This is a genomic window from Polaromonas sp. UC242_47 (genome assembly GCF_044452385.1).
Lineage (GTDB): Bacteria > Pseudomonadota > Gammaproteobacteria > Burkholderiales > Burkholderiaceae_C > Polaromonas.
The window spans coordinates 1,919,080-1,936,318 of the sequence record NZ_JBIOAO010000001.1 but is presented as its reverse complement, the minus strand read 5'-3'; the positions used below and the strand labels follow the sequence as shown (position 1 = coordinate 1,936,318).

General features: G+C 63.0%; 12 protein-coding genes and 3 pseudogenes. 4 read left to right on the top strand and 11 right to left on the bottom strand.

The features are described 5' to 3' along the window. Positions 1-123 precede the first annotated feature (123 nt). The gene (locus tag ACHMXK_RS09525) at positions 124-945 is read left to right on the top strand and encodes a pyruvate, water dikinase regulatory protein (protein ID WP_397439747.1); all 822 of its coding nucleotides are present in this window, start codon (positions 124-126) and stop codon (positions 943-945) included. Positions 946-1,015: 70 nt separating this feature from the next. On the opposite strand, the gene ACHMXK_RS09520 is transcribed toward ACHMXK_RS09525, so the two are convergent. The 5 genes and pseudogenes from ACHMXK_RS09520 to modA all read right to left on the bottom strand — a co-directional run bounded on the left by ACHMXK_RS09520 (position 1,016) and on the right by modA (position 7,062). After that, positions 1,016-2,110 carry a PepSY-associated TM helix domain-containing protein gene (locus tag ACHMXK_RS09520; protein WP_397439745.1) on the bottom strand — a complete coding sequence of 365 codons (1,095 nt, stop codon included), beginning with the start codon at positions 2,108-2,110 and terminating at the stop codon, positions 1,016-1,018. Next, positions 2,110-4,221 (bottom strand): TonB-dependent siderophore receptor, encoded by a 2,112-nt coding sequence (locus ACHMXK_RS09515; protein ID WP_397439743.1) that lies wholly within the window; start codon positions 4,219-4,221, stop codon positions 2,110-2,112. Before ACHMXK_RS09515 ends, ACHMXK_RS09520 begins: the two co-directional genes overlap by 1 nt. Positions 4,222-4,535: 314 nt before the next feature. Next, positions 4,536-5,611: pseudogene (modC, locus tag ACHMXK_RS09510) on the bottom strand (molybdenum ABC transporter ATP-binding protein). Beyond that, entirely contained in the window at positions 5,608-6,294 is a 687-nt protein-coding gene (gene modB, locus ACHMXK_RS09505) for a molybdate ABC transporter permease subunit (RefSeq protein ID WP_397439742.1), read from the bottom strand. Before modB ends, modC begins: the two are co-directional and overlap by 4 nt. A gap of 12 nt (positions 6,295-6,306) precedes the next feature. Next, the gene (gene modA / locus ACHMXK_RS09500; protein WP_397439740.1) at positions 6,307-7,062 is read right to left on the bottom strand and encodes a molybdate ABC transporter substrate-binding protein; all 756 of its coding nucleotides are present in this window, start codon (positions 7,060-7,062) and stop codon (positions 6,307-6,309) included. Between the two features lie 116 nt (positions 7,063-7,178). Between modA and ACHMXK_RS09495 the strand changes: the two genes are divergently transcribed. Beyond that, a complete protein-coding gene (locus ACHMXK_RS09495) occupies positions 7,179-7,934 on the top strand; it encodes a TOBE domain-containing protein (protein ID WP_397439738.1) in 756 nt (251 codons plus the stop codon). 79 nt (positions 7,935-8,013) lie between these two features. Here ACHMXK_RS09495 and ACHMXK_RS09490 read toward each other — a convergent pair whose 3' ends face one another. The 6 genes and pseudogenes from ACHMXK_RS09490 to ACHMXK_RS09465 all read right to left on the bottom strand — a co-directional run bounded on the left by ACHMXK_RS09490 (position 8,014) and on the right by ACHMXK_RS09465 (position 14,788). After that, positions 8,014-8,850, bottom strand: a complete 837-nt coding sequence (locus ACHMXK_RS09490) for a heme ABC transporter ATP-binding protein (RefSeq protein ID WP_397439737.1) — start codon at positions 8,848-8,850, stop codon at positions 8,014-8,016. Then, a pseudogene (locus ACHMXK_RS09485) lies at positions 8,847-9,895 on the bottom strand (FecCD family ABC transporter permease). Before ACHMXK_RS09485 ends, ACHMXK_RS09490 begins: the two are co-directional and overlap by 4 nt. 8 nt (positions 9,896-9,903) lie before the next feature. Further along, positions 9,904-10,299, bottom strand: coding sequence for a hypothetical protein (locus ACHMXK_RS09480; RefSeq protein WP_397439735.1), 396 nt, complete (start codon positions 10,297-10,299; stop codon positions 9,904-9,906). Next, complete coding sequence (locus ACHMXK_RS09475) at positions 10,296-11,210, bottom strand: hemin ABC transporter substrate-binding protein (RefSeq protein ID WP_397439733.1); 915 nt, start codon at positions 11,208-11,210, stop codon at positions 10,296-10,298. The genes ACHMXK_RS09480 and ACHMXK_RS09475 overlap by 4 nt, the downstream gene beginning before the upstream one ends. Before the next feature lie 52 nt (positions 11,211-11,262). Further along, positions 11,263-12,390: a hemin-degrading factor gene (locus ACHMXK_RS09470; protein WP_397439731.1), complete on the bottom strand. Its 1,128-nt coding sequence runs from the start codon at positions 12,388-12,390 to the stop codon at positions 11,263-11,265. A 133-nt stretch (positions 12,391-12,523) separates the two neighbouring features. Further along, positions 12,524-14,788, bottom strand: coding sequence for a TonB-dependent hemoglobin/transferrin/lactoferrin family receptor (locus tag ACHMXK_RS09465; protein ID WP_397439729.1), 2,265 nt, complete (start codon positions 14,786-14,788; stop codon positions 12,524-12,526). 242 nt (positions 14,789-15,030) lie between these two features. Between ACHMXK_RS09465 and ahpC the strand changes: the two genes are divergently transcribed. Together ahpC and ahpF are read left to right on the top strand one after the other, a co-directional pair. Next, a complete protein-coding gene (gene ahpC / locus ACHMXK_RS09460; RefSeq protein ID WP_397439727.1) occupies positions 15,031-15,594 on the top strand; it encodes an alkyl hydroperoxide reductase subunit C in 564 nt (187 codons plus the stop codon). A gap of 80 nt (positions 15,595-15,674) precedes the next feature. Next, a pseudogene (ahpF, locus tag ACHMXK_RS09455) lies at positions 15,675-17,233 on the top strand (alkyl hydroperoxide reductase subunit F). The last annotated feature ends 6 nt before the right edge of the window (positions 17,234-17,239 follow it).

The following is a 17,239-nucleotide window of genomic DNA, read 5'->3' as shown; positions in this document are numbered from 1 at the left end:
CTTGTTGTAGTTCTAAGGGGTTGAGGCGGGGCATGGCTGGGAATATCGGGATAATTGCGGTGATTGTAGGTGCCTCCAGCCGGATGTGCCCGCGCCCGGCTTTCACCACCCTGACCACTGCCCATGTCCAATCGCACCGTGTTTTTTATCTCCGACGGCACCGGCATCACCGCTGAAACCTTTGGTAACGCCATCCTGGCGCAGTTTGAGTTCAAGCCGCGCCATGTGCGCCTGCCCTTTATCGACAGCGTGGACAAGGCGCACCAGGCGGTGCGCCAGATCAACCACACGGCCGAGTTGGAGGGCAACAAGCCGATTGTTTTCACCACCTTGGTGAACATGCAGATCCTGGAGGTGATCAAGGCCAACTGCCAGGGCATGATGCTGGACATGTTCGGCATGTTTGTCGCGCCGCTGGAGGCCGAGCTGGGCATCAAATCGAATCACCGGGTCGGGCGGTTTTCGGATGCCTCCAAAAGCAAGGAATACGACGACCGCATCGAGGCCATCAACTTCTCGCTGGCGCATGACGACGGCCAGAGCAACCGCGACCTGGCCGGCTCGGACGTGATTCTGGTGGGCGTCAGCCGCAGCGGCAAAACCCCGACCTCGCTGTACCTGGCCATGCAATACGGCCTGAAAGCATCCAACTACCCACTGATTCCTGAAGATTTCGAGCGCCGCCAGTTGCCGCCGGCGCTGGTGCCGCACCGCAAGAAAATCTTCGGCCTAACGATTGCGCCCGAACGCCTGGCGCAAATCCGCAACGAACGCCGGCCCAACTCCAAATACGCCAGCCTGGTCAACTGCCGCGACGAAATCCACGAGGCCGAAGCCATGATGCGGCGCGAAGGCATACGCTGGTTGTCGACCACCACCAAGTCGATCGAGGAAATCGCCACCACCATCCTGCAGGAAATCCGGCCTGAACGGCTGGAGTATTGACAAGGCAGCGCTTCGCTCTGTTTTTAATAGCTGCCAGCACCCGTTTTGATTGGGCTGCAGCCATTTTTCCTTAAGGAATCGGCCTGGGAAGGCGCATCCGGCGGCGCAGCCACCACAGCCAGGTGCCGCTGAGGCCGAAGCCGAACAGGATGGCGCCGGCGGCGGCCGTGGCCACCAGGCCAACCACCCCGGCCAGCAGGCCGGCATGTAGCGGGTAAATCCAGGCGTAGAGCCGCGCACCCATGTCCAGTTGCGTCCAGTGATCAACCCGCAGCACTTCCCCTGTCCGCGGATGCAGCCAGACCGACGACAGGCCGTTGGGGTGCGGGTCATCATCCAGTTTCTTGCGCACCCGCACGGCGGCGGCCGGTTTGGCCGGCAGGCCCAGGTAACCCACGATGCCGCCGGGCAAGGCGGCGTTGGCGGCGGCGATCATCTCGTCGGCCGTGGCGGCGCGCGCTGGCGGCGCGGGTTTCACCGGTGGCGCCATCACCGGCTTCTGGCCGGCAACCTGCGTCACCCACTGCGAGATAGGCCGCCAGGCCATCCAGGCGCCGGTCGCGACACACACCATGATCCACAGGCCCAAAATAACGCCGCCCACGCGATGCAGATCGAACAGGCCGCGCAGCAATCCGCCTTTGACGCTGATGGACAACGCGCCGCGCCAGCGCCTGGGCCACCACAACAGCAGGCCGGTGACCAGCATGGCCAACATGATCAGGACGTTGAAGGCCAGCACACCCTTGCCCGTGTCGCCCAACAGCAACGCGGAATGAAATTCAAACAAGGCGTTGGCAAAGCCTTCATGTTCGGCCCGCGCCCCCAACCGGGTCCCGGTGTAGGGATCAAAATAGGCCTGCCCCGCCCAGTTGTCGCTGCGCACGTACACCAGGATGGACTCATCCGCCCGCCACGGCGGGCGTAGCGTGAAGCTGGCCTGGGACCCGAACTCTTTGACCAGCGACTGGCGCACATCCTCCAGCGGCACCGTCTCTCCCCCCACAGGCACCGCGAACAGATGCGCATTAAGCACCCGGTCCAGCGGGCGGCCGCCCAGCATCAGCGAGCCGGTCAGCGCGTTGAGCATCAGCAGCAGGCCGGCCGTCAAGCCCAGCCAGCGATGCACCTTGAGGAGTGCTGGCCGCCAACGTCGCCAGGACATCAGAGGTCGAACCTGGCAGCGACGCGCAGCGTGCGCGGCGCGCCGACGCCGAGCAAACCGTTGCCGGCGGTGCTCCAGTAGGTTTTGTTGGTCACGTTCTCCAGGTTCGCCTGGAGGACGGCATGGGTACCAAACAGGCGCGTGCGGTAACGTGCGCCCAGGCCAAGCAGACCGACCCCGTCGATGTCGGCCTGGTTGGCATTGTTCACCGGGCGTTTGCCGGTGTAATACCAGCCCGCACTAAGTGCCAGCCCCGGAACCGTGGGCATACGGTATTCACCAAACACGCTGTAGGTCACCTTGGGCGCGTTCTCGGGCGTCTTGCCCAGTTCATTGGCGACCGTGGTTTTAACGATCTTCGGGTCCATCAGCAAGGCCGAAGCCACCAGTGACCATTGGCGGTTGATCTCGCCCGAGGCCGCGAACTCCATGCCTTTGTAACGGGCCTCGCCGCCGACCACAAAGAGGTTGCTAGGCGCGTCGACCGTCGTGTATTGCCGCTTCACGTCAAAGTAGGCGGCCTGCAGCAGCAAGCCCTGCGCCACTTCAGCCTTGACACCCAGTTCGACCTGCTTGTTGACGGACGGCTGCAACACCTCGCCCGCGTTGGCACGGTTGGCCGGCGCCGTGCCGCTTTCCTCCATGCCTTCGATATAGCTGGCGTAGACCGAGGTGCGCGGGTCGGGTTTGTACATCACGGAAACGGTTGGGCTGGTTTTTTGGGCGGCATAACGTGTGGTGGTGGTTTCACTCAGGTAGTCGGAGCGCCGCACGCCGGCGAGAAGCTGCCACTTCTCGGAGAGCGCCATGCGGTCATACACATACAGGCCCTTGTCGGTGATTTTTGACGGCGTGCTGCCGTTGGCCGCGACGCTGCGCGGGGTGAAGGGAATCAGCACGGGGTTGTAGAGGTTCTGCGCAAAAGCAAGCGTCGGTATGCCAGCGCGGGTGTCCTGTGCCCGCTCGTTGCTGGTGTAACCGATGGACAGTTCATGCGCCAGCGAACCCGTCAACACGCGCCCACCAAGTTCCGCGCGAGCGTTGTTGTTTTCGAAAGTCTGCCCGTCCTGCTGGCTGACCGTGAGTGTGCCGGCACCAGTGACCAGGTTCGCCAGCGCAAACTGCGAGAAACGCCGATCGCGGGTGTTGCGCGCCTGCCCGAGCTCGAAGGTCGCCAGCCAGTTGTCGTTGAGCGCCACGTCGGCGCGCGCCAGCAGGTTGGTTGCATCGGCCACGTAACGCTGCCACTCGCCGGCCAGGTTGGTCTTGTTGCCGGGCGTGCGCGGCAAGGTGATCACGCCGCCGACGGCCGTGGGCAGCGTGATGCCGGCCTGCTCGGACGAGTCTTTCTTGTAGTACTCGGCATCGAGCTTGAGGTTGACAGAGGACGAGACCTTGAAGTCCAGTGCGGCCGACAACAACTCGCGCTTGCCCGAAAAATTGTTGATGCCGATGTCTTCGCGCCCCGCCGCCGCATTGATGCGAATGCCCAGGGCGTTATCGATGCCGAAGCGGCGCGCGATGTCGACATGGAGGTCCACGGCGCCGTACTGGTTCAGCGACGTGGCCACACTGGTCACCGGCTGCGCGCCGGCGCGCTTGGTCACGTAGTTGACGATGCCTGACGGCGGCACAAAGCCGTAATACAGCGAGGAAGCGCCTTTGAGCACTTCGACGCGCTCCTTGTTTTCCAGCGGCACGTCCACCAGGTTGATGATAGGCAGCGAACCGTTGAGCCGGTAGTTACCGCGGTTCTCGACCAGGATGCCGCGGATCGCGACGTTGTCGTAGGTCGAGCCGTTGAGCTGCGAGCGCGTCACGCCGGCAGTGTTGCGCAGCGCGCCGTACAGCGTGCGCTGGCCCTGGGCGTCCAACACTTCACGCGTGATGACGTTGCTGGTCAAGGGCACGTCCAGCGGGCTCTGGTCACGGAAGGTGCCGACCTGCACCGTGTTGGAGCCGAAGCTGCCCTGACGCTCGCCGCTGACGATGACCTCGCCGAGGGTGGCCGCCACGGGCTCGGTCTGCGCGCGGACAGCGGATATGCCCATCAGGGCCAAAGCGGCAGCCAGCGGCGCCAGTGAAAAACGGGAAGCGGAATGAAGTTGCATAAAGCCAACCAGAAATGAAGAAGCCATGGAATTGGCTGGCATGGCAGGCGCACTGCGCTGTTGGCTGGCTTCGGCGAAATTATAAAAGTAAAAGGCTTGCGCCAACCGGCAAAGGCCCTGTGACCGGGCCGAATTTGCTACGTTTTTAATAGCTTCCTGCAACCGTTCTGATTGGGCTGCAGCCTGATTTCATCGAACATCTCAGGTAAAACCCATTCCTGCGGCATCTGGAATCTGAATTTGTCCAAAAAAAAAAATGCCTGCAACCCAATCAGGGTGGTCGCAGGCAGCTACTTTATTAATGGCACGCGGGATCAGCCCAACACCGCCACACCCTTGACCTGGGCATACACCGCGCTGCCCGGCTGCAACTGCAAAACCTGCGCCGATTTTTGCGTGATGCGCGCCAACAAGGTGCTGCCGCCCGCGTCCAGGCTCACCATGAGCTGGCCCGGGCTGTCGGGCGACAGGCCGGTGACGGTCGCCGCGATGCTGTTCAGCACACTGCTGCCTTCCTGGCGCTGCAAGGTCAGGCTCACGTCGCGCGCCTGGACACGCACCCGCACGCGCTGCCCGGGCAACAAGGCCTGACTCGGCAAGCTGATGCTGCCGCCTGAAAACGCGAGATGGCTCAAATGCCAGGCCGGCTCCAGATGCGTGACCGTGGCCTCAATCACGGCCGCCGCCGCGTCGCCATGTGCCAGCGGCAAATCAAGCCGGGTCATCAGCTCGCGCGTGGACCGACCGCCGTCACGCGGCCCGCGGCCATCAACACCAGGTGGTCGGCCAGCCGCGCCACCTCGTCGGGTGCGTGGCTCACATACAAGATGGGAATGTCCAACTCGTCGTGCAGGCGTTCCAGATAAGGCAAGACGTCGGCCTTGCGCTGGATGTCCAACGAAGCCAGCGGCTCATCCATCAGCAGCAGTTGCGGGCTGGTGGCCAGCGCACGCGCCATGGCCACACGCTGGCGTTCGCCGCCCGACAAGGTGCCGGTCTGGCGCTGCATCAGTGGGGCAATGCCCAGCAACTCGATCGCCTGGTCCAGCGACACACGGCGCTGTGCCGCCGGCACACGGCGCAAGCCGTAGTCCAGGTTGCGCCGCACGTCCAAGTGCGCAAACAGGCTGGCCTCCTGGAACACATAAGCCAACGGACGCCGGTGCACCGGCATGAAGATCTTTCGGGCGTCGTCCTGCCAGACCTCGCCATTGATCTCCAGCCGGCCCACACGCGCCCGCTCCAGGCCGGCGATACAACGCAACAAGGTGGTTTTGCCCGAGCCCGAGGTTCCAAAAAACGCCGTCACGCCGCGCCCCGGCAAATCCAGCGCCACGTCCAGTGAGAAATCGGCGTAGACCTGCTGGAAAGCTAGATTGATGCCGCTCATACGCCCTGACCCCGGCGCCGGCCTGTGGGCTGCAAGGTGTACAGCGCCAGCAGCACCAAAAACGAAAACACCAGCAGCCCGGCCGCGAGCCAATGGGCTTGCGCGTATTCCAGCGCTTCCACATGGTCGTAAATCTGCACCGACATCACCCGCGTCTTGCCGGGAATGTTGCCGCCCATCATCAACACAATGCCGAACTCGCCCACGGTGTGGGCAAACCCCATAACCGCGGCGGTCAGGTAAGCCGGTTTGGCCAGCGGCAACACCACGCTGAAAAACGTGTCCAGCGGCGAGGCGCGCAAGGTGGCGGCCACTTCCAGCGGCCGCTCGCCCATGGCTTCAAACGCGTTTTGCAGCGGCTGCACCACAAAAGGCATGGAGTAAAAAACCGAACCCACCACCAGACCGGCAAAACTGAAAGGCAACAAGTCCCAACCCATTGACTGCATCAGCTGGCCCACCGGCCCGTGCGGCCCGGTCAGCACCAGCAGATAAAAACCCAGCACCACGGGCGGCAACACCAGCGGCAAGGCCACCAAGGCGCCCACCGGCCCCTCGAGCCAGGAACGTGTACGCGCCAGCCACCAGGCCAGCGGTGTGCCGACCAGCAACAACACCGCCGTGGTGGTGCCGGCCAGCCTGGCGGTCAGGGCGATCGCCTGGAAACCGGCTTCGTCAAGCATGTGTTCCAGGCCTCAGGGCTCGTAACCGAAGGAACGGATCACGGCCTTGGCTTTCTCGGTTTTCAGAAAAGCCATCAGCGCCACGGCGGCGGGGTTGTCCTTGGCTTTGCTGAGCAGCACGGCATCCTGCCGGATAGCGCTGTGCAACTTGCCCGGGACGATCCAGGCCGAGCCGCTCTTGATTTTGCCGCCCTCATACACCTGCGAGAGCGCGACAAAACCCAGCTCGGCATTGCCGGTGGAAACAAAGCTGTAGGTCTGGCCAATACTTTCACCCTGCACCAGCTTGGGCAGCAGCTTGTCCATCAGGCCGAGCTGGGTCAAGGTCTCGACCGCGGCCGCGCCATAAGGCGCAAGTTTGGGCGCGGCGATCGCAATTTTTTTGAAGTCGCCTTTTTTCAGCACCTCGCCCTGATCGTCCACCAGGCCGGGCTGGGCCGACCACAAGACCAGCTTGCCGGTGGCATACGTGAAGCGGCTGCCGCTGACGGCCGCGCCTTCTTTTTCCAGCTTGGCGGGTGTGCTGTCGTCGGCCGACAGGAAAACATCAAACGGCGCGCCGTTGGTGATTTGTGCGTAAAACTTGCCGGTGGCGCCGAAAGACAAGACCGTCTGGTGGCCGCTTTCTTTTTCAAACTCCGCCGCGATCAGTTTCATGGGCGCGGTGAAATTGGCGGCTACCGCCACCTGGACTTCAGCGGCCAGCGCCGAAGCCGACACCAGCGCCAGACACAAGGCCGGCATCCATCGAAATACAGCGTGGGACATCAAGAGGACTCCATTGGTTAAAGTTGGGGATGGCGACCATTCGCCTTTTATTTCGCTATTCTATTTTAGAATAGCGCCACCCCACCGCCACGCCAACACCAGCCTTGATGCCACCGATGAAACCAGCCGCGCCGTCTTTCGCCAGTGCCTTTTCCCATGAGCCGGCGGACAAACGCATTGAAATCCTGCGCCTGGTCGGCGACAGTGGCTCCATCTCGCAAGCGGCCCGGCAAGCCAAGGTCAGTTACAAGGCCGCCTGGCAAGCGATAGACACCTTGACCAATCTGGCCGGCGTGGCGCTGGTGGAACGTGCGGTGGGCGGCTCGGGCGGCGGCGGCGCCACCCTCACGCCGGCGGGCCAGAAGTTGCTGGCCGTCGCCAAGCTGCTGAGCGAAACACGTGGCCAGATCCTCGCCAAGTTCGGCGCCAACGAGTTGCTGCTGCCGCGCGCCCTGCCGGTGTTGTCCAACATGAGTGTGCGCACCAGCATGCGCAACCAGTTGCCCTGCCAGGTCGACAAACTTGAGCGCAAGGGCCAGATCGTGCGTGTGCATTTGCGGCTGGCCGGTGATGCCTTGCTGGTGTCACGCATCACCAAGGCCAGCGCCGAGTTGTTAGGCCTGCAAAAAGGCCAGAGCGTGCTGGCCTTGTGCAAGGCCACGGCGGTGGTCGTCACCCCTGACACGACCGCAGGCCTGGGTGGCCAGGCCCTGCGCATCAGCCGGGGCGCCAGCGGCGACGAGGTCTCGCTGCAACTGGACGGCGGGCTGCAACTGGTCGGTTTTGCCACCGCCGGCAGCGGCATCAAAACCCAAACCCGCGTCAAGGCGTTGATTGACGAGGCGGCCGTGGTGATTGCGCTGGCGGCTTGAGGCTTAAGGCTTCTGCAGTCGCTATCACTTCGATAGCTGCTTGCGCTTACCCCCTCTGGGCTGGAGCCCAATTTTCCTCTCAAACAGGTTCAAACACATACTGAAGCCTGTGCGCCAAACCGCCAAGCGCCGGCACAGCTTGCGCATGCACGCCCCAGACTTTCGCAATACACGCCGGAGTCAAAACCTTGGGGGTGAGGCCGCTGGCCACCACCTGCCCGCCCTGCAACACCACACAGCGCTCGCTGTAACGCAGCGCCAGGTTCAGGTCGTGCAACACCGCCACCACACCCACACCTTGCTCACAAGCCCAGTCACGTGCGAGTTGCAACATGCGGTGCTGGTGTTGCAGGTCTAACGCGGCGGTAGGTTCATCGAGTAACAGCCAGCGGGCACTGTGATCACCCACGTTGTCCCAGACCTGCGCCAAAGCCCGCGCCAGGTGCGCCCTCGCCTTTTCGCCGCCAGACAGTGTGTTCAGCGCTCGCTCCGCCAGATGGTCGACCTGGGTCGCCTGCATGGCCTGCAACACAATCGCGGCTTCGTGCCGGCTCGGCTGGCGGCGGTGCGGGTAACGGCCTAGTTCCACCACCTCGCGTACCGTGAATTCGAAAGCGACCTGCGTTTCCTGCGCCACGCAGGCGCGCACACGGGCCAGATCGGCCAGCGTATGCGCCGCCAGTGTTTGCCCGGCCAAGCAAACCTCGCCGCTGCTGGGCTGGCGTTGCCCGCTCAGCACCGCCATCAAGGTGGACTTGCCGGCACCGTTGGGCCCCAGGATGGCCGTGACCTGGCCGGCGGAGAACTGCGCCGATACGCCCTGCAGCAAGGTTTTGCCCGGCAGCGCGACGACCACATCGACGGCCTCGAGCCGGCCAGTCAGCGTTGAAAAATCAGTCAGGGTACGTGCGTTCACAGGCGGCCTTTGAAGTGGCGCAACAAGAGCAGGAAAAACGGCACACCCACAAACGCCGTCAACACCCCCAGCGGCAACTCGGCCGGTTGCACGGCGGTGCGCGCCACGCTGTCGGCCGCCAGCACCAGCGCGGCACCCAGCAGGGCCGACCCCGGCAACACGATGCGGTGGTCCGGCCCGGCCAGCAGGCGCACACAATGCGGCGCCATCAGGCCGATAAAACCGATGATGCCGGTGGTCGCCGTCACGGCCCCCACCGCCAGCGCCGTGACCAGCACGGCAAAACGTTTGACCCGCTCCACCGGCACCCCCAGCAAGGCCGCCTGCGCCTCGCCCAGCGCAATCGCATTCAGGGGTTTGGCCAAGGTCAGGCCGGCACAAACGGCGGCGCCCACGACGGAAAAGACCAGGGCCACGGCGCTCCAGCGCGCCCCCCCAGGCTGCCCAGCAACCAGAACTGGATGTTGCGCAACTGCTCATCGCTGGCCAGAAACGTCAGATAACCCAGGCCGGCGCCCGCCAGGGCATTAACGGCGATACCGGCCAGCAACATCAGGCCGACCCGGGTGGCACCGTCCTGCTGCGACAGCGCATACACCAGCAAGGTCACGCCCAGGCTGCCGATAAACGCCATCAAGACCAGCGTCCAGCTGCCCAGGGTGCGCGGCATCTCCGGAAACCAGACACTGCCCAGCACAATCGTCACCCCCGCTGCCAGCGCCGCACCGCTGCTGACGCCAATCAGGCCGGGATCCGCCAGCGGGTTGCGAAACAAGCCTTGCATCAGCGCGCCAGACAAGCCCAGCGCCGCACCGGCAGCCACACCCAGCAGCAGCCGCGGCAGGCGGATGTTCATGAACACCAGGTGTTCAGGTGAAGGCTGGGGGCTGCCCGCCAGCAAATCCATCAGCACATTCCACAACTGAAAAGGGCTGATAGCGTAAGCGCCACGGGCGCTACCAGCTATAAAACTGATAGCGAGCAAGAAAACCCCGAGACTCAGCACGGCCCGCGCCGACCAGCGCCGGCGCTCGCCCAGAGGCATGATGGCGCTCATGCGCGTGCCTGGCGCAGCACAGGCTGCAGGGCCGGCTGGACCAGCCGCAAGCGGTTGCCGTCGCAATCACTCAGGCACCACTCCGTGCCCCAGGCCTGCTCAACCAGGGTCTGTGGCGTTTGGCCCGGCGCCGATACCAACGCCAGTTGCCACGGCAGCAAACGGTCCACCACCAGGCGGCACGTTTGGGCTTGGGCTTTCATGTCGACGCGGCGCTGCCAGAGCTGCAATGTCAGCGTTTCACGCACCAGCACGGCCATCACACCCGGCACGTATTGCCTGCGCGCAAAACCCCAACTGCCTTCATAAAAAGCCAGCGTGCGGCCCAAGTCGGGGCCGCACAACACGGCCGGTGCAGGCGCGCACAACACTTCCGTCATGGCGAGTTTCATGCCGTCACCTTCAGCGCCGCCTGGTGCAGTTCGCCAACGGCCTGCGGCAGGCGCGGGCCAAAACCGATCAGGTAAAGCGCATCCAGGGCGACCAGCGCACGGCGTTTGTAGGCCGGGGTCAATTCCAGGCCGGGGCGTGACCAGAATTTTTCCAGCCCGCCACTGGCCTCTATGCCCTGGGTCGTCGTGACGATCAGGTCGGGCGCGGCGGCCACCAGGGCTTCGGCCGTCATGGGCCGGTAGCCGCTGAAAGGCCTGGCCTGACCGGCGCCGGCCAGCGCATTGTCCAGGCCCGCGTAGTTCAGCATGGCGTGTGCGGCGGTTTTGTTGCCGGCCACCTGCGGGCTGGCCGAATGCGAAAGGATAAAAATCGCCCGGGGCCGGCGGCCGTTTTGGCGCCCGACGCTCGCCAGCACCTCGGCCCACTGGGCATCCAGCCTGGCTTGCAGCGCCGCCGCCTGCGCGCTGCGCCCCGTCGCGCGCCCCACCACCGCGACCTTGCGTTGCACCTCGGCCCAGCTGTGGTCGGCCTCCACCAGTTCCACCTGGACCCCGGCGCTGCGCACCTGGTCCATCACCACCGCCGGGCCGGCTTCGCTGGTACCGATCAAGGCATCAGGCTTGAGCGACAACAAACCTTCGGCGGACAACGCACGCATATAACCCACCTTGGGCGTGCCCAAGGCCGCCGCCGGGAACAGGCTGGTGGTGTCAGTCCCGACCAGTTGCTGCTCGGCGCCCAGCGCGTAGACGATTTCCGTCAGGGAGCCGTTCACCGACACGATGCGCGGCGGCTTCGGGGCTGTCTGGGCCCACACAGCAGGCACAGACAAGGCGCAAGCGGCGGAAGCCGCCGGGAGTGAAAAAAGACGCAAGGCGTCGCGCCGGCGCAGCAGGTAGGAGATGGTCACGGGAGCCTTTGGAAGGTGAGGTTTTCATGCGGTGTGTCAGGCCGATACGGACTCAGGCCTGGGCCTGCAGCCGCGGCAGGCGCGCCGCGATGTCGCGCCAGGCCTGCTGTTCGGGCACGCCGGGTTTGCGGCTGCCAAAAAACATGGCCATCAGGTCGCCCGCGTCATCAAACACTTCCACCGAGGTCACCACACCATCGGCCGTCGGTTTTTTCACAATCCAGGCCGTGGCCATCATGTCTTCACGCAGGTGCAAATTGAAACCCGGGTCCAGCACGTTGAGCCACTGCGCGGTCGGCGTGACCATGGGTTCTATGCGTTTGACCGGTCCGCTGTGAATCTGGATACAGCCGCTGCTGCTGACAAACACCATGATGGACGTGCCATCCATGGCGGCTTCGTCGAGCAACTGGCGCACCACGCCCAGCTCGGCGCGTTCGCTAAAGTGCCCTTGCACCAGCCGGAAAGCCTGCTGGCGCTCCGCGCCAAACTTGTGGATCAAACCGAAAAACTGGTGCGTATCCGTCATCTCGCGCCAGCCTTGCAACAAGCCGGCCGCATCCATGTCGGTGTCGGGCGGGATGAGCGGCTTCAGCGGGGCCGGTGTGAAGGCATAACTTTTATCCGCAGCACTGAACTGCTCCACGATGTCGTTAAAGGCCTCGCGATCGGTTTCCGGGCGCACATAAATTTTGTGCACGGCCACACCATGGGCATCAAAAAACTGCAGGCTTTGTGAAGGCGGGTTTTTCGCATCGTTGGCCGGCTCGCGCACGGCAAAACCCGCGTGCCAGCGGCTGAAAAACAGGCGCAGGTCAATGGCTTCGCCGAGGGCCAGCCCCATGTGGCCGGTGGCCGTGATGTTTTCATAGACACCGGTTTTTTCGTGCACGGTGGACTGGTTGCGCGTCAAGGCCATCAACGGGCCGCAGAGCTGCAAAGCCTGCAACAACTCGACCCAGGGGCCTTGCAAAGGCATGGCCTGGAGGCTGTGCTGATGCGCACCGGCATGGGCCGCGATGGCCTCACCTTCACTCACGCCCAGGCTTTCGGCGGCGTCCTTGGCGCGTTTGCCGGCGCTGCGGGCCGCGCTGAAACGTTCACGCAGGCTGGCGGCGTTCAGTGCCACGGGATCGGACGAAGCGGCAAGCCGCGTCGATGTTTGCAGAACGGCGCTCATGGCAACACCTCCGAAATGGCCAGCAAGGTCTGGTCGCGCTGGACATCGGGATCGTTGATGCCGTGGTCGGGCAAATGGGTCATGGATTGAGTCATGGACAGGCCTTTCATAAGACAGTTAAAACAGCGCAGGATCAGAAATCAGCCACCAGCGACACATTGAAGTGCCGGCCCGGCTGGGTGTAGGCGTCTATGGCCGCGGCATTGACGGCCTGGCCGCGTACGTCGGACCAGTTCCAGTACTTTTTGTCGCTCAGGTTGACGATGCTGGCGTTGAGGCGCAGCTTTTTGTTGATGCGCCACTGGCCGCTGAGGTCCAGGGTGGTGGCGGCCGGCACCACAAACTGGGTCGCGGGGGCTTTCACATAGACATCGCTGGCCTTTTTGCCGGAATGCCGGCTGGCGTCCAGGCGCACATCCCAGACCGCGGTGGCGTATTTCAGACCGACGTAAAGTTTGGCCGGGTCTATGGAGTTGAGCGGCTGGCCGGTGGCCGTGTCCTTGCCGCGGGTCTGTCCATAACTGAAAGGTGTGCTGAGCCGGCCGTCCGCCAGCTTGCCCCAGTCCATCGCGCCCTTGATCTCAAAACCGCTGATGGTCGCGTTGCCGATGTTGATGGACTGGAACACCGTCGGGTTGCCGAACACACCGGCACCACCCACGGTCACATTGTCTTCAATCAGGTTGTTAAAACGGCCGGTGAAGGCGGCCACGTCCAGCGTCAACTGGTTCAGGCGGCCACGCACGCCGACTTCAAAGTTTTTGCTTTTTTCCGGCTTCAGGTTGGGGTTGGAAATCGTCTTGTAGAACTGGTTGACGTTTTCAAAAAAGCCATTGAGCTGGCCCGCATTGGGTGCGCGGAAACCGCTGGCGTAGTTGCCGAACACACTCCATTCAGGCGTGGCGCGAAACAACACACCAACCTTGGGCGAGACCGCCGAGCCCGACAAGGAGGCTGCGGGCGCGTTAAAACCAAGCTGGCTGGCGCCCAGATTGAAGCGGTCCACCCGCACACCCGGCGTGATGCTCCAGTGGTCGCTGATGAATTCATCCTGCAGATAAACAGCGCTGCTGGACTCGGTGGTGTCCGGAAAACGTTTGAGCGGGAAGGTTTCCGGCGGCGTGGGCCCGATACCGGTTTGCAGGTTGACGATGTCGGCCCGCACGTAGTCAAAGCCATAGGTGATTTTTTGCGCCCAGTCGGGTGACAGGCGGAGGGTTTTGTCGGCCTGGATGCCGGCCTGCAAGGTCCGCTCGTCGTAGGTCATGTCGCGCACCCGGTCCGCGGCGGTGTTGCGGTCTTCGTAGGTGTATTGGCGCGACGCGGCCTCCTGGTAACTCAAGACCGTCTGCAGGTTGTCCGCCAGCAGGCTGTCCACCTTGTAACGCGCGTCCCAGGTCAGGCGGGTACGCTCGGCGGTCGTCAGCGCATTGCCTTTCAGCACCGAGGTCGCCACCAGCGGCGGTTTGGCACGGGTGGTCAGCAAGTCGTAGTCGGATTTTTTCTCCACACGCTCCAGGGTCAACACATGTTTCTGGGCGCTGCTGGGTTTGAGCACCACCTTGGCCAGCAAGGCGTTGCCGCGATCGGACTGTGGATTGGGCCGGGTGCGGTCCACGTTAGCCGAGGCGTTGGTGCCCATGTTGTCCAGTTCCTGGCCGCGGCTTTGGGAGGCCGACACCAGCCACTCCAGCGACTCGTTGGCGCGCCCGGCGATTGTGGCGCCCAGCGTCACACCTTCGTTGTCGCCGCTGTAACTGATGGAGGCCCGCCCGCCCAGGGTTTTGCCGTCGCTCAAAAAGTCGGCCGGCTCATGGGTGATGAAGTTGACCAGCCCGGCCAGGCCGTCCGAGCCGTACAACACGGACGCGGGGCCGCGCACAATTTCAATGCGTTTGAGCAAATCGACGGAAAAGGAGTCGCGCCCAAAGGCATAACTGCTGAACACATAACTGCGCGGCGCGCGTATGCCGTCCACCAGCAGCAACACCCGGTTGCCGTCCAGGCCGCGTATGTTGAAACCCGCATTGCCGTCGCGCCCGTCGCCGCTGCCGCCTATCAGCCCGAAACGCGCCGGGGCCCGTTTGACCGAGACATTGGGCAGGTTTTTGGCCGCGTCACGGATGTCGCGAATCTGCCCTTCCTCGATGTCGGTCGCGTTGATCACGTCCATGGACATCGGCAACTCGTCCATGGCCTGTTCGTGGCGCGAGCCGCTGACCACCACTTCCTGCAAGGCCTTGGCGGCCGCCAGTTGTGCGACCGGTTGCGCCTGAACCGTCAACACCGAGCCGCAGGCCAGGGCCGTGAGCCAGGGGAGTTTGCGCAAGGCAAACGGAAGCGGGGAGAAAGATGCGGGACGAACCGACAGAGCTGCCGGGAAGATGAATGCTGCCACGTTGATGCCTTAAAACAGTTGAAAACAACCGCTGGCTGCAAACACCGGGCAAAAATTCCGGCTTAGTGGCTAGCTGAAAAACAAGTGGTGCAATTATATGCGAATAATTCTCATTTAGAATTAATGACGATAGCCATACTGCATTGATTTAATTGATTCAATTAATTGGATTAATGACTGCTCACCCCTTAAGCTATCCATGTCGTTAATTTTTACGTCACTACTTAAAGAGGAAACCCTGCATGTCCCTGATCAATACCCAAGTCCAACCGTTCAAAACCCAAGCCTTCCACAACGGCAAGTTCATCGAGGTTTCTGACGAATCGCTCAAGGGCAAATGGTCGGTCCTGATTTTCATGCCAGCTGCATTCACCTTCAACTGCCCGACCGAAGTCGAAGATGCGGCCGACAACTACGCCGAATTCCAAAAGGCAGAGGCAGAGGTCTACATCGTGACCACCGACACCCACTTCTCCCACAAGGTGTGGCACGAAACTTCGCCTGCCGTGGGCAAGGCCAAATTCCCGCTGGTGGGTGACCCTACCCACACGCTGACCAACGCCTTTGGCGTGCACATCCCGGAAGAAGGCCTGGCCCTGCGCGGCACCTTTGTGATCAACCCGGACGGCATCATCAAGACCGCCGAAGTGCACTCCAACGAGATTGCCCGCGACGTCAAGGAAACCCTGCGCAAGCTCAAGGCCGCTCAGTACACCGCGGCCCATCCTGGCCAGGTCTGCCCCGCCAAATGGAATGACGGCGCCAAGACCATCGCTCCGTCGATTGATCTGGTCGGCAAGATCTAAGCAGCGCTAGCTCCAAAGCCCGGGCGCTGATCTGGCCCCGGGCTTTTTTGTTCCCTTTATTTGACGAAAGTGAGTCCACCATGCTCGACGCAAACACCAAAGCCCAATTGAAAAGCTACCTCGAACGCGCCACGCAGCCGATTGAAATCGTTGCCTCGCTCGACGACAGCCCGGCCTCGGGTGAGCTGCAGTCGCTGCTCCAGGACGTCACCGATTGCTCGCCCCTGGTCAGCGTCACGGAAAGCCGTGATGACAATCAGCGCAAGCCCTCTTCTCCATCAACCGCCCCGGTGAAAACCACGGCCCGCGTTTTGCCGGCCTGCCCATGGGCCATGAATTCACCTCGCTGATCCTGGCCTTGCTCCAGGTCGGCGGTTACCCTCCCAAGGTCGACGACGCCGTGCTGGAACAAATTCGCGCGCTGGACGGCGACTTCGACTTCGAGATCTACGTCTCGCTGACCTGCCACAACTGCCCCGATGTGGTCCAGGCGCTGAACCTGATGGCGGTACAAAACCCGCGCATCAAGGCCACCATGATTGAGGGCTCCCTGTTCCAGGACGAGGTCAAGGAACGCCAGATCATGGCCGTGCCCACCGTGTTCCTGAACGGCACCGAATTCGGCCAGGGCCGCATGAGCCTGGAAGAAATCCTGGCCAAAATCGACACCAGCGGTGTTGAACGCGAAGCCAAAAAAATCGCCGCCAAAGACCCGTTCGATGTGCTCATCGTTGGTGGTGGCCCGGCCGGTGCGGCAGCGGCCGTGTACGCCGCGCGCAAAGGGATTCGCACCGGCATCGCGTCCGAGCGTTTCGGCGGCCAGGTGCTGGACACCCTGGGCATAGAAAACTTCATTTCGGTCAAGGAAACCGAAGGGCCCAAGTTTGCCCACGCCCTGGAAGAACACGTGCGCAATTACGACGTCGACATCATGAATCTGCAGCGTGCCAAGGCCCTGGTGCCCGGCCCTGACTTTTTCGAAGTGCAACTGGAAAGCGGCGCCTCGCTGAAAAGCAAAACCGTCATCATCTCGACCGGTGCACGCTGGCGCAACATCAACGTGCCCGGCGAACAGGAGTTCAAGAACAAGGGCGTGGCCTACTGCCCGCACTGTGACGGTCCGCTGTTCAAGGGCAAACGTGTGGCCGTGATTGGCGGCGGCAACTCCGGCGTCGAAGCCGCGATCGACCTGGCCGGCATCGTCGGCCATGTCACGCTGATCGAGTTCGACACGCAACTGCGCGCCGACGCCGTGCTGCAGCGCAAGCTCAAGAGCCTGAAAAACGTCGACATCTTCACCAACGCGCAGACCACAGAGATCACCGGCGACCAGAAGGTTAACGGCCTGGTCTACAAGGACCGCGCAACGGGCGAACTGAAGAAGGTCGAGCTGGAAGGTGTGTTTATCCAGATCGGCCTGGTGCCCAACACCGACTGGCTCAAAGGTGTGGTCGAGTTGTCCAAACACGGCGAAATCATCGTCGACGCACGCGGCCAGACCTCGGTGCCCGGCGTTTTCGCCGCGGGCGATGCCACCACCGTGCCTTTCAAGCAAATCATCATTGCGGCCGGTGATGGCGCCAAAGCCGCCCTGGGGGCTTTTGACCACCTGATCCGCAGCAGCGCGCCGGCCCTCTGACGGGCC